The sequence below is a fragment of the Burkholderia sp. PR2 genome, assembly GCF_052372875.1.
Classification (GTDB): Bacteria; Pseudomonadota; Gammaproteobacteria; order Burkholderiales; family Burkholderiaceae; genus Burkholderia; species Burkholderia diffusa.
Map to the genome: position 1 here is coordinate 1,411,498 of NZ_JBQRWH010000001.1, position 17,037 is coordinate 1,428,534.

Here is a 17,037-nt window from a genome sequence, read left to right on the forward strand (position 1 = left end):
TCCGGCACGACGTGCCCGAACAGAATCATCAATACGGAATCCGAAACGCCATGCTCGACGCCAGTCTCAAGAACCAACTGAAGGCGTACCTCGAAAAGATCACGCGCCCGATCGAACTCGTCGCGTCGCTCGATGACAGTGCGAAATCGCAGGAACTGCTTGCGCTGCTGAACGAGATTGGGTCGCTGACGTCGCGCGTGACCGTAACCGAACGCCGCGACGATGCCGAGCGCAAGCCGTCGTTCTCGATCGGCGAACCCGGCAAACCGGCCGGCATCCGCTTCGCCGGCATCCCGATGGGCCATGAATTCACGTCGCTCGTGCTCGCGCTGCTGCAGACGGGCGGCCATCCGCTCAAGCTCGACGACGACGTGATCGAACAGATCCGCGCGCTCGACGGCGACTACGCGTTCGAGACGTATTTCTCGCTGTCGTGCCAGAACTGCCCGGAAGTCGTGCAGGCGCTGAATGTGATGTCGCTGATCAACCCGCGCATTCGCCACGTCGCGATCGACGGCGCATTGTTCCAGAACGAGGTCGAAGCGCGCCAGATCATGGCCGTGCCGAAGATGTTCCTGAATGGCGAATCGTTCGGCCAGGGCCGCAGCAGCGTGAAGGAAATCCTCGCGAAGCTCGACACGGGCGCGAGCGCCCGCGCCGCGAAGTCGCTCGAGAACAAGCCGGTGTTCGACACGCTGATCGTCGGTGGCGGCCCGGCCGGTGCGGCCGCCGCGATCTACTCGGCACGCAAGGGCATCGCGACGGGCGTCGTCGCCGAGCGCTTCGGCGGCCAGGTGCTCGACACGATGGCGATCGAGAACTTCGTGTCGGTGCAGGAAACGGAGGGACCGAAGTTCGCCACGGCGCTCGAACAGCACGTAAAGCAGTACGACGTCGACATCATGGACGTGCAACGTGCCGACGCGCTGATTCCGGGCGACGTGCACCAGATCCGCCTCGCGAACGGCGCGGTGCTGAAGGCGAAGACGATCATTCTCGCGACCGGCGCGCGCTGGCGCGAAATCAACGTGCCGGGCGAGCGCGAATACCGCAACCGTGGTGTCGCATACTGCCCCCACTGCGACGGCCCGTTGTTCAAGGGCAAGCGCGTCGCGGTGGTCGGCGGCGGCAACTCGGGCGTCGAGGCCGCGATCGATCTGGCCGGCATCGTGAAGGAAGTCACGCTGATCGAATACGGCGCGCAACTGCGCGCGGACGAAGTGCTGCAGCGCAAGCTGCGCAGCCTGCCGAACGTGACGATCGTCACGCAGGCACAGACGACCGAGCTGACTGGCGACGGCAGCAAGCTGAACGGGCTCGTCTACAAGGACCTGCGTTCGGGCGAAACGAAGCGCGTCGATCTCGAAGGCGTGTTCGTGCAGATCGGCCTCGTGCCCAACACCGAATGGCTGAAAGGCACGATCGAACTGTCGAAGCATGGCGAGATCGTCGTCGATGCGCGCGGTGCGACGTCGGTCCCGGGCGTGTTTGCCGCCGGCGACGTGACGACGGTGCCGTTCAAGCAGATCGTGATCGCGGTGGGCGAAGGCGCGAAGGCGTCGCTCGGCGCGTTCGATCACCTGATCCGGCAAGACGCGACGCCGGCTACCGCCGACGCGCCGCAGGCCGAAGAGGCGATCGCCGCGTAACGCGCGACGCACCGCACAGGTTCGTCTCTCTTGGCCCCGCATGCCCTGGTCGGCGTGCGGGGCCCTTTTTCATCCGGGGTCGAGCGGCGCTGCGCGAGCGCGGCCGCTCCGTTCTCACTGAGCCCCGCCGGGCCCGGCACTCGCCGGTGTAGTCGACTTCAAGCTGCTCGACTGCCTGACCAGTTGATCGGTCATCGCGGCGGCAACCGGATTCGCGCCCGTCGACGCGTGCTGTCGATCGGCGCTCGGCGTCGCCACGTATTGCGGCGGCGGCAACGACGGATCGAGCTTTGCCGATTCCCGCACGAGTGCGGCGGTTTCAGGCGTTTCGGATTTCATCGCGGGTGTCGCGGCCGCGTGCCGCTCGAGCCCGTCGCGCTTGCGCGCCGCGCGCTGGGTCGGCTGCTCCGCCTGCTGACTCGGCCGAGCCACCTGCGTCGCCTGGACCGGCGGTGTCGATTGCACGGGTTGCGCCGCTTGTACCGGTGCCTTCGCCGGCTGAGCGACCTGGGCTTTCGGCGGGGTCGCATCCTCCGGCTCGACGGTCACGACGTGGACGGTCGGCGGCGGCGCATTCGTCTTCGCCGGTGGCGCCGGCGCGGCGACGACCGGCGCGACGGCAGCGGATGCCGGCGCCGCGCTCGTGCGCGCAGAGGCCGCGGATGGCGGCCGTACGGCCGCTGGTTGCGGGACGGCCTCGTCCATATGCGCGGAAGGGACGGCGACCGCCGCAGGCGGCGCGATCGCGCCTTGCGCGGTGTGGCCGTCGTTCGCCGCCGTCACGGCGGCGGCAGGGGCCGCGGAGTCGCCGATGCCGGCCTCCGCGATCGCGCGGTGGTCCGCACGCAGGAGCATCACGTAGCCTGTGCCAGCCGCGGCAACCAGCAGGCCGCCGGCGATCATCAATGTCTTACGGGTACTAGTCATGCTTGCTCACCGATCTTATCGACGTGAACAAGCCATCATACGCGTGCGATCGCGGCTGATCCCGCACGAATACAATTGGTTTCATTGATGTCGACCCCAGAGCGGTGAGGCCTCGCAACACCGCGCTGCCCTATCGTCAGACGGTTCGACATCGCGAATCGCACACACGGGCACTTGAATGCACGATTGAGCCCGCCCGTGCGGTCGCCCGCGTCGTTGATGCGTAGCGCCTCGCGATATTTCATCGGACGGCACGGGGAAACTTCCTGCGCTGAAGTGCAGGCGGTGCGACGTGCGTCGGCAAGACGTCGCGAGGATGCCGCTCAGCCTGTGCCAACACGCCAAAAATCCCGTACAGACCGGCCTTTCGACGCAATCGGAACGCGCGCGCGGCAGGCCGCCGACGCACGCGCAAGCGGCGATTATTCCGGAAACGGTAGATCAGTTTGGCCATCCGCGCGCATACCGAAGGTGTTGAGCGTCATCGCCACGAGCGCGTAATAGCCGAGCAGCGCGACGAGGTTCACGACGGTCTCGTGGCCGAAACGCGCCTGCGCGCGCGCGAACGTCGCGTCGCTCACGCGCCGCGTGTCATACAGCTCGGTCGCGAACGCATGGATCAGCGCATCGTCGTCCGATTCGAACGCCGGCTCGACGCCACGGCGGATCGCGTCGGCCGTGGCGGCCGGCACACCGGCATCGAGCGCGATCGGATGGTGGATGTGCCACTCGGCCTGCGAGCGCCAGCGCGCGGCCGTCACGAGAATCGCGAGCTCCGACAGGCGCAACGGCAAACCCGTGCGATAGCGGCAAAACGCACCGAGCCGCTGCGCGTGCTGCGCGAGTTCGGGACTCGCGATCCAGCCGAGGAACGGCCCGTTCAGGTTGCCGCGCGGGCCGCTGAGAATGTCGGCGAGCACGGCCTTCTGCTCGTCGGTGGCCGATGCGGGATCGAAGGGAGGCAGTCTGTCGGTCATGGTGAGGATTGGGTGAGGTCGTGGTTCACGCGCCGGCCGATGCGAGCGCGGCATCGATCGCGCCGGACAGCCGTTCGACGATCGTGTCGATCTGCTGCGCGGTGCAGACGAACGGCGGTGCGATCAGGATGTGATCGCCGTGCACGCCGTCGATCGTACCGCCCATCGGATACACCATCAGGCCGCGCTGCATCGCCTCGCGCTTGACCGCCGCATGCAGCTTCAGCGCGGGATCGAACGTCGCCTTGCTGTCGCGATCGCGCACGAGCTCGACGCCGACGAACAGCCCGCGGCCGCGCACGTCGCCGACATGCGGATGCGCACCGTAATGCTCGCGCAGCGACGCACGCAGTTGCTCGCCGCGCGCCTTCACGTTGTCGAGCAGCTTCTCTTCGGCGATCACGCGCTGCACCTCGAGCGCGGCCGCGCAGGCCGTTGCATGACCGAGATACGTGTGGCCGTGCTGGAAGAAACCCGATCCGTCGACGATCGTCCGGTAGATGCGATCGCTCACCAGCGTCGCGCCGATCGGCTGATACCCTGCGCCGAGCCCTTTCGCGATCGTCAGCAGGTCGGGCGCGACGCCATCTTCGTCGCACGCGAACAGGTATCCGGTGCGCCCCATCCCCGACATGATTTCGTCGAGGATCAACAGCACGCCGTACTTGTCGCACACCGCGCGAATCTTCTTCAGGTAGGTACGCACCGGCGGCACCGCGCCGGCCGTCGCGCCGACCACCGTTTCCGCGACGAATGCCGCGACGTTTTCCGCACCGAGTTCGACGATCTTCTGCTCCAGCTCGTCAGCCAGGCGCTGCGCATAGGCTTCGTCGGTTTCGCCCGCCTGCTGGTCGCGATACGCGTAGCACGGGCTCACGTGATGGGCTTCGATCAGCAGCGGCAGGAACGGCTCGCGCCGCCATGCGTTGCCACCGATCGCGAGCGCGCCGAGCGTGTTGCCGTGATAGCTCTGGCGACGTGCGATGAAATGGCGACGCTGCGGCTCGCCCTTCTCGACGAAATACTGGCGCGCCAGCTTCAGTGCGGCTTCGATCGCCTCGGATCCGCCCGACACGAAATACACGTGTTCGAGACCGGCCGGCGCGGCCTCGACGAGCCTGTCGGCCAGCTCTTCCGCCACGTCGGTCGTGAAGAACGACGTATGCGCGTACGGCAGTTGCTGCACCTGCCGCTTGATCGCATCGATCACGCGCTGGTTGCTGTGGCCGAGACACGATACGGCCGCGCCGCCGCACGCGTCGATGTAGCGTTTGCCGGTCGAATCGATGATCTCGATGCCGTCGCCTGCGACGGCGACGGGCAAGGTGGCGCGTGGAGCGCGATGAAAAACGGTCGTCATGCGTTGCCTCATGGATCAGGACGCGCTGCGCGCGTGCGCGGGCGGCACGATGCACGTCGCGAAGCGCTGCGTGCCGTGCTGGTGAATGGCGAAGTCGATCGCGGTGTCGCGAATCGCGAACACGGCGGTCGCCAGCGTGTTTTCATCGTCGGGGTCGGCCGGATCGTCGCGATAGATCGGCAGCCCTTGCGGTGCGCGGTCGCCGAGCACGCGCAGCAGCGCGGCTTCGTCGATCGCGTCGATGCCCGGCGTCAGCGCATCGACACGCCGCTGACGATCACCGGACGATTGCGTGACGATCTGCGCTTCGTCCTCGCACCCCGGATGCACGAGATGATTCGCGTGACCGGCAAGACGCGCGACTTCGACGACCGAACAGCGCGCGACGCTCGCCTCGATGCTCAGGAGCCGCGTATCGCCGGTTGCGCCGAGCGTGTGGTGAAAGCCGCTTGCGCGCGCATGCGTGCGCAGCACGTCGGCGGCCGCATCGAGCGACGTCGCGTCGAGCACCGCGCGCGCGAGGATCATCCGCGGCACGCCGGCCGCCGGCGTGCGGATCCGCAGGTTGTTGATCGCCTGCGCGATGCCGGCGCGGTTCGCGGCGAACGTATGCCCGGGCAGCGAGCCCGGGTAATAGAAACTGATGAAGCCCGGCTTGCCCTGCGGCTGCACGTCGACCAGCAGACAGCGCTCGCGCAGGTACGGATCGCCGTCCTCGTTGTGCGCGATCCAGCGCGTGCCGTGCGCGTCGCGTCCGGCGAGCGTCGTGCAGCCGTCCGGCGCGTGATGGATCAGTTCGCCGCGGCAGTTCCACAGAAAGATGTCCTCGGCCGGCCAGCCGACGCCTGCCGCGATCCCGTCCAGCTCCGCGACGAGTTCCGGGTACGCGGCCAGCGCGGCCTGCCGCAGCGCGGCCACGAACGGATGGCTGCGCCAGCGGCGCACGGCCTGCCATGCGCTGCTCTGCTGCATGTACGCATCGAACACGGGGCGGGCAAGCTCGCCGAGGCGCACGCCGATGTCGAACGGCGCGCCGGCGATGACGGGAGACAGGGAAAGCGGCATGTCGGATGGTTCGGTTTCGTTCAGGATACGTGTTTCAGGAATTCCTTCAGGCGCGGGGTCGGCGGCCGGTCGATCAGGTCGACCGGATGGCCGTCCTCGGCGATGCCGCCCTGATCCATGAACAGCAACCGCGTGCCGACCCGCTTCGCGAAGCCGATCTCGTGCGTGACGACGATCATCGTCATCCCTTCGGTCGCGAGATCCTGCATCACTTTCAGCACTTCGTGGCGCAATTCCGGATCGAGCGCCGACGTCGGCTCGTCGAACAGCATCAGCCGCGGCCGGATCGCGAGCGCGCGTGCGATCGCGACGCGCTGCTGCTGGCCACCCGACAGCTCCGACGGGTAATGATTCGCGCGCGATTCGAGGCCGACCTTGTCGAGCAGCGCCATCGCCTGGTCGCGCGCATCGGCACGCGACGCGCCGCGCACCTGGATCGGCCCGAACATCACGTTCTCGAGCGCGGTCATCTGCGGAAACAGGTTGAACTGCTGGAACACCATGCCCGCTTCGAGCCGGATGTTGCGGATCGTCGTCGCGTTGCCGCGCACGCTCTGGCCGTCGACCAGGAGCTCGCCGCCGGTGATTTTCTCGAGCGCGTTGATACAGCGCAGCATCGTCGACTTGCCCGAGCCCGACGGACCGATCACGACGACCACCTCGCCCGCATCGATCTTCAGGTCGATATGCTTCAGCACCGGCACATGGCCGAAGCTCTTCGACACGTTCTGGAATTCGATCATGCTCATAAGATCCGCATCCTCTTTTCGACGAGCCGAAGCGTCAGCGTCATCGCGCCGGTCAGCAGCAGGTAGATGACAGCCACCGCGGTCCATATCTCGACCGCCTGGAAATTGCCGGCAATGATTTCCTGCCCCTTGCGCGTCAATTCGCCGACGCCGATGACGATGAACAGCGACGTGTCCTTGAGGCTCACGATGCACTGGTTGCCGAGCGGCGGAATCAGGCGCCGGAACGCGAGCGGCCCGACCACCTTCAGCAGCACGCGCGGCATCGACAGGCCCATCGCGAGCCCCGCTTCCGTCAGCCCCTTCGGGATCGACAGCAGCGCGCCGCGCACCACTTCCGCGAGATACGCGCCCGAATTCACCGTGATCGCGATGATCGCGGCCGTCAGGCCGTCGATCCGGATATGCGCGAGCAGCGGCAACGCGAAGTACAGGAACATCACCTGCACGACGATCGGCGTGCCGCGGATCAGTTCAATATAAACCTGTGCGAGCACGTTCATCGCCTTCGGTCCGTATGCGCGGAACATGCCCGCGATCATCCCGACGACGAATCCGCCCACCAGCCCGAAAAATGCGATGAACACCGTCAACCGGACCCCGTCCATCAGGTCCGGCAACGCCGCCCAGATCGCAGACCAATCGAAATTCACGTGTCGCTCCCCGTCCGATTCAAGACCGGCGCGGCCACCCGCGCCGCGCCATGCTGTGCCGTCACGCTCACATCTTCGGCGGCTCGGCGCCGAACCACTTCTTGTAGATCTGCGCGTAGCGGCCGTCGGCCCGGATCTTCACGAGCGACGCGTTGACCTTCGGCACGAGCGTGCTGCCCTTCGGGAAACCGATCCCGTACTTGTCGCCGCTGACCGGCTGGCCCGCGACCTTCACCTTGCCCTTGCCCTCGTTGTTCACGAAGAACAGCACGTTCGGCGTGTCGTGCATCGCCGCGTCGACGCGGCCGGCCTCGAGCGCGAGGTACGCCTGGTCGATGTTCGGGAACTGGCGGATCTCCTTCGGCTTCAGGTGCGCCTTGATCCAGTCGATCGTCGCGGTGCCCGTCTTCGCGGCGATCACCTTGCCGTTCAGGTCGTCGATCGACTTGATCGTCGTGTTGTCGGTCTGCACCATCGCTGCCAGGCCGCTGTCGTAGTACGGCGCGGAGAAGTCGATCGCCTTCTTCCGCTCTTCCTTGATGGTCATCCCCGACAGCGCGACGTCGATGTTCTGGGTCTGCAGCGCCGGGATCAGGCCGGCGAAATCCATCGGCTGGATCATGTATTTCCAGCCTTGGTCCTTTGCGATCTCCGCCCACAAGTCGAGATCGAAGCCGACGTACTTGTCGCCCTGCTTGAACTCGAACGGCATGAACGACGTATCGGTCCCGACGACGAGCGTCTTGGTATCCGCGTGCGCGATGCTGGCGCCGAGCGCGGCAACCACCGCGACGGCTTTCAGGAAGGAACGGCGACTCATGACTTTTCTCCGCATGGTTGAGCGATGTGACCGGCCGGCTGGCCGGGGAACGACGACATCAAGCCGCACCGCAACATGCGATGTTGAATTAAACCGTAGTGCAACAAGTGTTGTCAACACGGATACTACGACAACAAAAAAATACTCAACAGAAAAATGCATTCAGAGAAACCCGAGCCGGACGGACGGGATCGATCGGAGGAAAGGCGTGCGCGGACGGGCGTGCGGCAGCTGCGGCGGGAATGTGCTGCGGGATTGCGCCGCGCGGCGAGGGTGCAATGGCGTGGAAGCGGGGAACGTGTGGCGCGGCGGTCACCGCGGCGGGTGGACGTGTCGCCGTGCCGGCTCGCGCGCGACGACAACGATGGTGTGCGCCGCCGCATGATCGGACGGGCGCACGCCCGGTCATTCGGCGCGACCGGAAGGCCCCATGCGCCCCGGCACCGCGGCGATCGTGATGCCGGCCACCGCCGGCGAGGCTCAACGAACGGCGTGCACCGCGAGCGACACCGGCTCCTTCTCGAGCGCGCGCAGGCGCCGCGACGGCTAACCCGCCGTTCCCGCTCGCGAAGATCGTTGCGCCCGCATCCAACGACAGTCACGCGCGCGGCGCGGGCGGTGCAAAGCGAGCCCGCGCGCCAGGCCCGCGCGGGCGCCCCCGTTCATCCTCGCGTCACGGCGCGGCAAAGAACAGCGCGACGACGCAGGCCATCCCCGCGAACCACACGAGCGAGCGCAGCGACGCCCAGTTCAGCAGGTACATCAGCGCATAGACGACGCGAATCGCGACGAACCCCATCGCGAGCTGGTCGACGTGATGCGCATTCGCGCCGTTGTGCCATGCGACGACCAATGCGGCCGTAAACAGCGCCAGCGCTTCCCAGGCATTCTGGTGCGCGGCCTGCGCCCGCGCGCGCCAGCCTTCGAGCCTCGCCAGGTACTCGCGCGGCGCGTGGTTGTCGTAGCCTTTGCGGGCCTTGGCCAGGAACGTCATCGGGAACGGCAACAGCGCCACGATGAACAGGCAAATCTGGGACGTCGTCATCAAAGTCTCCTCCTTTATGATTACATTGATCAATGACAGGGTCGCGCAGAGCTTAGCATTGCGTCGGGCCGTTCGCGCACCGGTTTTCTAGACGGGAGTCTCGGCAAGGCAGCCTGCCGAACGCTGTGGCGGCAAGGATCCGACGCAACAATTTCCACCAAATCGCCGATAAAAACGTTAATTAAAACTGGTCGAACACCAATAAGATAGCGCTCAACACTGGCTCGGCGTGTTGCCGCGCCAGCCTGCTTACCCGCGCCGCGCCGCCGCGCGCGCCGAACGACTTTCGACCCGAGCCAGCCCATGCCCCGTCCCATCGTCGCCCATATCCGTCCCGACGCCATCCGCCACAACCTCGACTTCATCCGCCGCACCGCCGCGCAATCGCGCGTGTGGGCCGTGGTCAAGGCCAACGCATACGGTCACGGGATCGAGCGGATCTATCCGGGCCTCGCGGCCGCCGACGGCATCGCGCTGCTCGATCTCGACGAAGCCGTGCGCGTGCGGGAGCTCGGCTGGGACAAGCCGGTGCTGCTGCTCGAAGGGATCTTCGAGCCGGCCGACGTCGAACTGGCCGATCGCCACCGGCTGACGGTGGCCGTGCACTGCGACGCGCAGCTCGACCTGCTGATTGCCGCGAAGCCGCGGCAGCCAATCGACATCCAGCTGAAGATGAACTCCGGGATGAACCGGCTCGGCTACCGGCCCGACGCATTCCGCGCCGCGTGGGAACGCGCGGCGGCCGCGCCGTCGATCGGCAAGATCACGCTGATGATGCATTTCGCGAACGCCGACGAAGGCGAAGTCGACTGGCAGCTCGAGCAGTTCGATGCGGCCACGGCAGGGATTCCGGGCGAGCGCTCGACATCGAATTCGGCGGCCGTGCTCTGGCATCCGCGCGCGCATCGCGACTGGGTGCGGCCGGGCACGATCCTGTACGGCGCGTCGCCGACAGGCGCGGCGCGGCACATCGCCGACACGCCGCTGATGGCCGCGATGACGCTGACGAGCAAGATCATCGGTGTGCAGACGATCGCGCCGGAGGAAACGGTCGGTTACGGCCGTCGCTTCAAGGCAGACCAGCCGATGCGGATCGGCGTCGTCGCATGCGGCTACGCGGACGGCTATCCGCGCCACGCGCCGACCGGCACGCCGATCGCGGTGGACGGCGTAATGACGCGCGTCGTCGGTCGCGTGTCGATGGACATGCTGACCGTCGACCTGACGCCGTGCCCGAACGCGGGCATCGGCTCGAGCGTCGAGCTGTGGGGCGATCAGGTGAAGGTCGACGACGTCGCGGAAGCCAGCGGCACGATCGGCTACGAGCTGATGTGCGCACTCGCGCTGCGTGTGCCGGTCGTGACCGTGCCGCCCGGCGCGTCGGCGGTGCAGCCGGCGCTGCGCACGGGCAGCCACGGGCGTTGATCGACGCCGATGCCGCGGCGCACTAGCGCGCCGCCGCGCATGCCGCTTCACTTGCGGGCCGCCTCGGGCGGCCCGTTTGCGTTCCGGCGGACCGGAAACCCAAGCCGGAAAAAACGCGTTGGCTACGGCTCTTGCGCGCCGCTCGACATGCACATCCGGGGCGTGCGCCTACGAACGCCACACCGGCTCGCGCTTCTCCAGGAACGCATCGATCCCCTCGCCGGCGTCCTCTTCCATCATGTTGCGCGCCATCACGTCGCCCGCAAACGCGTACGCGTCGTCGAGCGGCAGTTCGCGCTGCCGGTAGAACATCTGCTTGCCGTAACGCACGGCCGCCGGACTCTTCTTGACGATCTCAGCGACCTTGCGCGCGACGGCCGCGTCGAGCGCGTCCTCGGGCACGGCCTCGTTGACGAGCCCCCAGGCAGCAGCCGTCGCCGCATCGACGAAACGCCCGGTGACGAGCATGTCGAACGCGCGCTTCGCCGACACGTTGCGGCTCAATGCGACGGCAGGCGTCGAACAGAACAGCCCCACGTTGATTCCGGATACCGCGAAGCGCGCGGTGTCGGCTGCGACGGCGAGATCGCACGCGGCGACGAGCTGGCAGCCGGCGGCCGTCGCGATGCCCTGTACGCGTGCGATCACCGGCACCGGCAGTGCGCGCATCGCGAGCATCACGCGGCTGCATTGCGCGAACAGCGCGCGGTAGTAATCGAGTTCGGGCCTGGCGCGCATCTGCCGCAGGTCGTGGCCCGCGCAGAACGCCTTGCCCGCCGCGGCGAGCACGACGCAACGCACGTGCGGATCGGCAGCCAGCGAATCGAACGCGTCCTGCAGGCTTGCCAGCATCGCCTCCGACAACGCGTTGAACTGTTGCGGCCGGTTCAGCCGCAGCGTGACGACGCCGTCGCGCACGTCGCGCAACAGGATCGGCTCGGGTGTTTCGTGACGGGATTCCATGATGCTCCGCTCGACGGGGTTCGATCGAGCGCGAACCGGTAGCACGGGCGGCACACACCCGGATTCGCGATCGACATGATCACGAATCGTCCTCCACATTGCGCGCGGCGTCCAGCGGAGCCGACCGGCCGGCCGGCGAAGCCGGCTTGCACGCCGCCTCACCGCGAAGCGAAGGCCGCGCCGGCTGCGCGTTGATTGCCGTTCGACGGCGACGCATCGCCCGCGTGCGCGCTCAGCCCGCGAGCTTCTTCAGCGCGTCGAGCACCGCGTCGCCCTTGAACGGCTTCACGATCCAGCCCTTCACGCCGGCCGCCTTGCCCCGCTCCTTCATCGCCGGACTGCTTTCGGTCGTCAGCATCACGATGTTGACCGACGTGTTCGCCAGTTCGCCGCGGATCTTCTCGACCATCGTCAGGCCGTCCATGTTCGGCATGTTCACGTCGCTGATCACGAGGCGCACGCCGGGCGTCGCCTTGAGCTTCGCGAGCCCGTCCTTGCCGTCCACCGCCGTCGCGACGTCGAGCCCGTGATTGCGCAGGAAACCCGCGACTTCGTCGCGCACCGTGCCCGAATCGTCGACCACCAGAATCTTTGCCATTATCTTTCCCTTTCGTTGTTGCCGACTTCAACAGTCGATATTCAAAACAGTTCGAGTTCGCCCGATTCGACCATCGGCCCGACGTCCTGCACCAATTCGCGGAAATCCTCCGGCGACCAGCTCAGGCTGAACACGAAGCGCTGGTCGAGCCGCACCGACCGCCCCGAGGCGGGATCGGTCATCCGGTACTTGAAGCAGAGTTGCGGACAGTCGCCGCCGAACGAGATGAACTTCTGCTTGTGATTGACGACGAGCGGCACCTGCACCGGATGGCGCGCGAGCGCCTCCGCGTCGCCGAGATAGCGGTTCTTGAACGCGCCCCACACGAGATTGGTCAACTCGCCGAGCACGCTGTTCACGTCGCGGAAATCGGGTGCCCGGCCGTCGTCGCGGGTGCCGCCGATCATGTCGAGCAGCGGCTGCTCGCTCGTCTGCAGCAGCATGTAGCCGCGGCACCACGCGCTTTCCAGCGCGATCAGGCTGAACACCTCGCCGAAGATGATCTGGTCGCGCACGATGCACGGCCTGTCGCACTCGATCGTCATGCCCGGGAACAGGCTGTCGAGCCGCGCCTCCGTGATCTCCGCGATGCCGCGCACGAGCGCATTCGGGTAGTCGCGTCCGAACAGGTATTCGTCGATCGCGCGCTTGAGCGGTGTCAGGTCGTCGGCGGCGTAGGCCGCGCACGCGACGCGCGCGAGCGCATCGGGCAGCCCGTCGCGCGACGCGTCCGGTGCATCCGACATGCGGCGCAGGATGATCGGCAGCTCGGGCCGCAGCGCATCGATCTGCGTCGCGATGATCGCGCTCTCGGCCGGCGAGCCGCCGTAGTCCTCGGCGAGCAGGATCGCGCCGAGATCGATGTTCGAGCGCAGCACCTTGAGCAGCCGGTTGCGCCGCACGGTCAGGCCGACCAGGTTGTGCTCGTCGCAGAAGCGCTTGATCGTCGCCGCATGCGCGCGGCTGTCGTCGAGCACGAGCACCTTGCTGACGGGTTGGTCTACGGTCATCTCGCGAAATCCTCTGAATCGGTCAAAACAGTTCGAGCTCGCCGCCCGTGTCCACGCTCGCCGCTTCGGGCACGTCGAAATCGACCGGCGCGTTCGCGCACACGCACAGCGTCGCGCCGATCCGCACGTCGCCGTCGAGCGTCACGTCGTACGCAGCCACGTGATCGGGGTTCAGCGCCGGCAGGTAATCGACGCTCGCGCCGCTCAGCAGGTAAGGCGTCGACATCCCGAGATCGGGGAACGGTGCGGTCAGCGCCTGGTTGATCGCGCCGCAGCACAGGTTCGCGACTTCCATGAACGCTTCGGTCAGCGGCCGCTGCGTGCTCGCGCCCGACGCTGCCGCGGCGAAATGGCGGCGCGTCGGATCGTCGTCGCGAAAGCGCAGCGCGAGCAGCAGCCGGAAGTGCAGCGCCGAGATCGTCAGTACGGCGACGTGCTCGGCGAGCTTCGGCATCGCCCGCGACCTCGCGCGTGACGAATCGTGCGACGCGTCGTGCGCATCGCCGGCGGCCGGCCGGATCTCGCACGCACCGCCGGACGCGAGCCGCGTGCGCGCCGCGTCGAAGAAGATCCGCTCGAAGCCGGCCCGGGCCTGCGCACTGATCACGCCATCGCTCCTTCCAGCCGCGCGTGCAACTGCCCAGCCAGCGTCTCGAGCGTCGCGAGCGCGGCCGTGATCATCTTGCCGCCGGCCTGGATGTCCTGGAACGTCGCGGCCGTCACGAGATCGTTGCGATTCAGGCTGTCGCGATAGCTGTTCGACAGTTGCTGCGAACGCGCGGCGAGCCCGCGCACCTCGCTCGCCACGATCGAGAAGCCGCGCCCTGCCGCGCCAGCGCGCGCGGCCTCGATCGACGCGTTCAGCGACACGATCGACACGTGCGCGACGATCGACGACAGCTCCTGGTTCTTCGCCCGCATGTCCTGGTTCTGCGTGGTCAGCGAGATCATCTGCTCGTGCCAGCGCTCGAACGTGCCGGCCAGCCCGCGCAGTCGCGCGGCTTCGTCGGCGAGCTTCGTCGCATGCTGCGACAGCGCGGCGCGCTCGGCCGCGAGCGCCTGCAGCGCGTCGCGCTGCTCGCCGGCGCCGGCCGCCTCGCGCGCCAGCGTTTGCTCGAGCTCCGCCTCGCGGCGTGCCCATGCGTCGGCCGCCTCGGCATGCGCCGCAAGTGCTTCAACGGCACGCGCGTCGGCTGCGCCGAGCGCATCGCGCAATGCGTCCGCTTCGCGCGTCATCGCGGCAACGAGCCGCGCGCGCGCAATGCGGCCCACGATCGCGGCGATCACAGCGGCGGCCACGCCGCCCGCCAGCGCGGCGCCGACCGGAATCATCCACGCTTGCACGATCACTCCGTTGCGTCGAGTTTCGCGATGCCGGCGCGGGCCGGCTGCCCCACGTCCTGCACCGCACCACCGTCCGCCGCGAAACGCGCCGGCAGCGACACGATCGTCTCGAACGCGCGATACGGCGAGCCTGTGCGATCGTCGGTGAAGCGCAGCGCAATGTCGCCGCCGTCGCGCTTCAGGAAGTTGCGCACCGCGTCCATCCCGACGCCGCGCCCCGACACTTCGGTCACCGCACGCGCGGTCGAGAACCCCGGACGGAAGATCAGCTCCGCCACCGCCTCATCGGTCAGCGCGGCTTCGGCGCCGGCGTCGATCCAGCCGCGCTCGCGCGCGATCCCGCGAATCCGGTCGAGCGCGAGGCCGCGGCCGTCGTCCCCGAGCACGAAACGCAACGTGTCATTCTCGACATCGACCGCGATGTCGATCTTGCCGGCCGGCGCCTTGCCGGCCGCGCGCCGCTCTTCCGACGTTTCGATCCCGTGGTCGATCGCGTTGCGCAGCAGATGCATGAACACGTTCTTCAGCGTCGCGCCGATCTCGCTGCGCACGCGGTGGCCGTTGCTGTCGATATGCACGACGGGCGCCGGCTTGCCGAGTTCGGCTGCGAGCGACGGCAGCGATTCGATCACGCCGCCCAGCGCATCGCCGATGCCCTGCGTGCCGAACTGGCTCAGCAGGCGGCGCACCGAATCGCGCGCCGCGCGCCAGTCGCTTGCGTTCGCGGGATCGGCGCCGTCGAGCATGCGCAGGCTCTCGCTGATGTGCGCGCGCTCGACCATCAGGTAGTCGGCACCGCCGTGCTGCGCCGCTTCGCCCTGGCGGCCGAGCGTGACCGCGTTGATCGTCGCGTAGTGCTCGACCGCCTCGCGCACGCGGGCCAGATCGTCCATCAGCGCATCGCGGTTCCACTCGGGGCCGCCGTCCGCGTGGCGCAGCGATTCGTACGCCTGCTCCGCCTCATGCACGATGTTGGTCAGGTGCTGCAGGCTGTACGTGCGCGCATTGCCCTTGATCGTGTGCATGTTGCGGAACAGCGCGGCGACGATCGAGTGATCCGCGCGTTCGTGCTGGCGGATCATCCGCTCGTTCTCGCTGAGGAAACCCTTCGCGCTGTGCACGAAGTCGTGGAACTTGTCCTGGCTGATCGACAAAATCTCGCCGATCATCTCGAGCCGGCGCTGCTGCTCGCCGGCCTGCGCGGTCAGCTCGCGGATCTCGGTCACGTCGCGCACGCACAGCATCAGCCGCACGACCGTGTCGGTCTCGTCGGTGATCGCCGACCAGCTCAGGTCGAGCCATTTCTCGCGGCCGTCCGGCATCCGCTTCGCGACTTCGTTGACGAGCAGGTGCTCATTGAACGCGAAGTTCATGCTGTCCTCGCCGAGGCACGCATGCACGGCCGCGTCGACCTGCGAACGCGCGTCCGAGCCGATGCTCGAATCGTCGAACACGAGCGCCATCAGGTCGCGGCCGGCGATGTCGCTCGTCTCGAAGATGGTCTCGAGGTAAGCCGAATACTCCGCATGCACGACGCCGCCTTCGACGACGGTCAGGATCCCTTGCTGCATGTTCTGCAGCATCGCCTGAATGTCGGCCGTCTTCTGCTTCAGTTGCGCGGCGTTCTCCTGGATCTTCTCGATCATCCCGTTGAACGCGACGATCGAATGACCAATCTCGTCCATCCGGCCCACCGGCACGCGCCGCGTGAAGTCCTGGCTCGTCGCGATCTCGCTCATCGCCGTCTGCATCCCGATCAGCGGGCGCGTGATCTGGCGATACAGCACGAAGCCGAGCGCGGTCAGCAGCACGACCACCGTGCCCGCGACGCCCGCGATCGCGGTCGCCGTCGTCGACAGCATGCCGTTCAGCGCGCGGATCGCGTCGTCCTTCTGCCGGTTCTTCTCGACGCGCAGCGTGTCGACGATGCTTTCGAGCTCGTCGCGATACTGCGCGACGTTCGCGAACAGGTACGCCTGCGCCATCTCGGGCTTGCCGTCGGCTTTCATCTTCACGGTGTCGCCGATCGCCGCGAAGTAGTTCGCCGCGCTGTCCTTGGCCTGCTCGACGAGCCCTTGCTGCGCCTGCCCGACCGCCGATTTCGCCTGCGCGTCGAGCGCCGCGCGCAGCGCGGCCTGCTTCGCCTTCAGCTCGTCGCCCGCCTGCGCGGCGGTGTTCGCGTCGGGCGCATACACCAGCGTCATCGTTGCGATCTGGATGTTCTTCACGTCGGCGACGAGATCCGCCGACGCGAGCGCGCTCGGCACGATTCCCTGGGTCACCTGACGCACCTCGGACGCGCTCTTGCGTGTCTGGTACACGGCGTACACGCCGATCGCGGACAGCGCAAAAAACGTCAGGACGACTAGCAGCGTAATGCGATGACGAATGGTCATGAGTACAGCTCCCCGCAGCGATCCGGCTTCAATCGCTCTTTTGTCTATTGAAAGAA

Annotated in this window: 16 protein-coding genes; 2 read left to right on the plus strand and 14 right to left on the minus strand. The window is 67.3% G+C overall.

Annotated elements, in window-relative coordinates; genetic code table 11:
* Nucleotides 1-50 precede the first annotated feature (50 nt).
* Entirely contained in the window at nt 51-1,649 is a 1,599-nt protein-coding gene (gene ahpF, locus ACT2FV_RS06100; protein WP_444503451.1) for an alkyl hydroperoxide reductase subunit F, read from the plus strand.
* A 114-nt stretch (nt 1,650-1,763) separates the two neighbouring features.
* On the opposite strand, the gene ACT2FV_RS06105 is transcribed toward ahpF, so the two are convergent.
* The 8 genes from ACT2FV_RS06105 to ACT2FV_RS06140 form a co-directional block, all read right to left on the minus strand.
* On the minus strand, nt 1,764-2,576 hold the full coding sequence (locus ACT2FV_RS06105; RefSeq protein ID WP_444503452.1) for an extensin: 813 nt from the start codon (nt 2,574-2,576) through the stop codon (nt 1,764-1,766).
* Between the two features lie 422 nt (nt 2,577-2,998).
* Nucleotides 2,999-3,553, minus strand: a complete 555-nt coding sequence (locus ACT2FV_RS06110) for a carboxymuconolactone decarboxylase family protein (RefSeq protein WP_059679148.1) — start codon at nt 3,551-3,553, stop codon at nt 2,999-3,001.
* A 25-nt stretch (nt 3,554-3,578) separates the two neighbouring features.
* A complete protein-coding gene (locus ACT2FV_RS06115; RefSeq protein ID WP_124900548.1) occupies nt 3,579-4,913 on the minus strand; it encodes an aspartate aminotransferase family protein in 1,335 nt (444 codons plus the stop codon).
* Nucleotides 4,914-4,928: 15 nt separating this feature from the next.
* On the minus strand, nt 4,929-5,978 hold the full coding sequence (locus ACT2FV_RS06120; RefSeq protein WP_444503453.1) for a C45 family autoproteolytic acyltransferase/hydolase: 1,050 nt from the start codon (nt 5,976-5,978) through the stop codon (nt 4,929-4,931).
* Between the two features lie 20 nt (nt 5,979-5,998).
* A complete protein-coding gene (gene glnQ / locus ACT2FV_RS06125; protein WP_059237091.1) occupies nt 5,999-6,727 on the minus strand; it encodes a glutamine ABC transporter ATP-binding protein GlnQ in 729 nt (242 codons plus the stop codon).
* Nucleotides 6,724-7,380, minus strand: a complete 657-nt coding sequence (gene glnP, locus ACT2FV_RS06130) for a glutamine ABC transporter permease GlnP (protein WP_059607785.1) — start codon at nt 7,378-7,380, stop codon at nt 6,724-6,726. Before glnP ends, glnQ begins: the two co-directional genes overlap by 4 nt.
* 67 nt (nt 7,381-7,447) lie before the next feature.
* On the minus strand, nt 7,448-8,200 hold the full coding sequence (gene glnH / locus ACT2FV_RS06135) for a glutamine ABC transporter substrate-binding protein GlnH (protein WP_444503454.1): 753 nt from the start codon (nt 8,198-8,200) through the stop codon (nt 7,448-7,450).
* A 673-nt stretch (nt 8,201-8,873) separates the two neighbouring features.
* Entirely contained in the window at nt 8,874-9,245 is a 372-nt protein-coding gene (locus ACT2FV_RS06140) for an MAPEG family protein (protein ID WP_059607783.1), read from the minus strand.
* A gap of 303 nt (nt 9,246-9,548) precedes the next feature.
* Here ACT2FV_RS06140 and alr point away from each other — a divergent pair, with 303 nt between their 5' ends.
* The gene (alr, locus tag ACT2FV_RS06145) at nt 9,549-10,670 is read left to right on the plus strand and encodes an alanine racemase (protein WP_444503455.1); all 1,122 of its coding nucleotides are present in this window, start codon (nt 9,549-9,551) and stop codon (nt 10,668-10,670) included.
* A 168-nt stretch (nt 10,671-10,838) separates the two neighbouring features.
* Here the strand turns inward: alr and ACT2FV_RS06150 are convergent, their stop codons facing one another.
* The 6 genes from ACT2FV_RS06150 to ACT2FV_RS06175 form a co-directional block, all read right to left on the minus strand.
* The gene (locus ACT2FV_RS06150) at nt 10,839-11,633 is read right to left on the minus strand and encodes an enoyl-CoA hydratase (RefSeq protein ID WP_444503456.1); all 795 of its coding nucleotides are present in this window, start codon (nt 11,631-11,633) and stop codon (nt 10,839-10,841) included.
* Between the two features lie 232 nt (nt 11,634-11,865).
* Nucleotides 11,866-12,231, minus strand: a complete 366-nt coding sequence (locus ACT2FV_RS06155) for a response regulator (RefSeq protein ID WP_059607780.1) — start codon at nt 12,229-12,231, stop codon at nt 11,866-11,868.
* Nucleotides 12,232-12,272: 41 nt separating this feature from the next.
* Nucleotides 12,273-13,241 carry a chemotaxis protein CheX gene (locus ACT2FV_RS06160; RefSeq protein WP_444503457.1) on the minus strand — a complete coding sequence of 323 codons (969 nt, stop codon included), beginning with the start codon at nt 13,239-13,241 and terminating at the stop codon, nt 12,273-12,275.
* 22 nt (nt 13,242-13,263) lie between these two features.
* Entirely contained in the window at nt 13,264-13,848 is a 585-nt protein-coding gene (locus ACT2FV_RS06165) for a hypothetical protein (RefSeq protein WP_444503458.1), read from the minus strand.
* Nucleotides 13,845-14,585 carry a methyl-accepting chemotaxis protein gene (locus ACT2FV_RS06170; RefSeq protein ID WP_444503459.1) on the minus strand — a complete coding sequence of 247 codons (741 nt, stop codon included), beginning with the start codon at nt 14,583-14,585 and terminating at the stop codon, nt 13,845-13,847. The genes ACT2FV_RS06165 and ACT2FV_RS06170 overlap by 4 nt, the downstream gene beginning before the upstream one ends.
* A gap of 2 nt (nt 14,586-14,587) precedes the next feature.
* Entirely contained in the window at nt 14,588-16,981 is a 2,394-nt protein-coding gene (locus tag ACT2FV_RS06175) for an MCP four helix bundle domain-containing protein (protein ID WP_444503460.1), read from the minus strand.
* Nucleotides 16,982-17,037 lie beyond the last annotated feature (56 nt).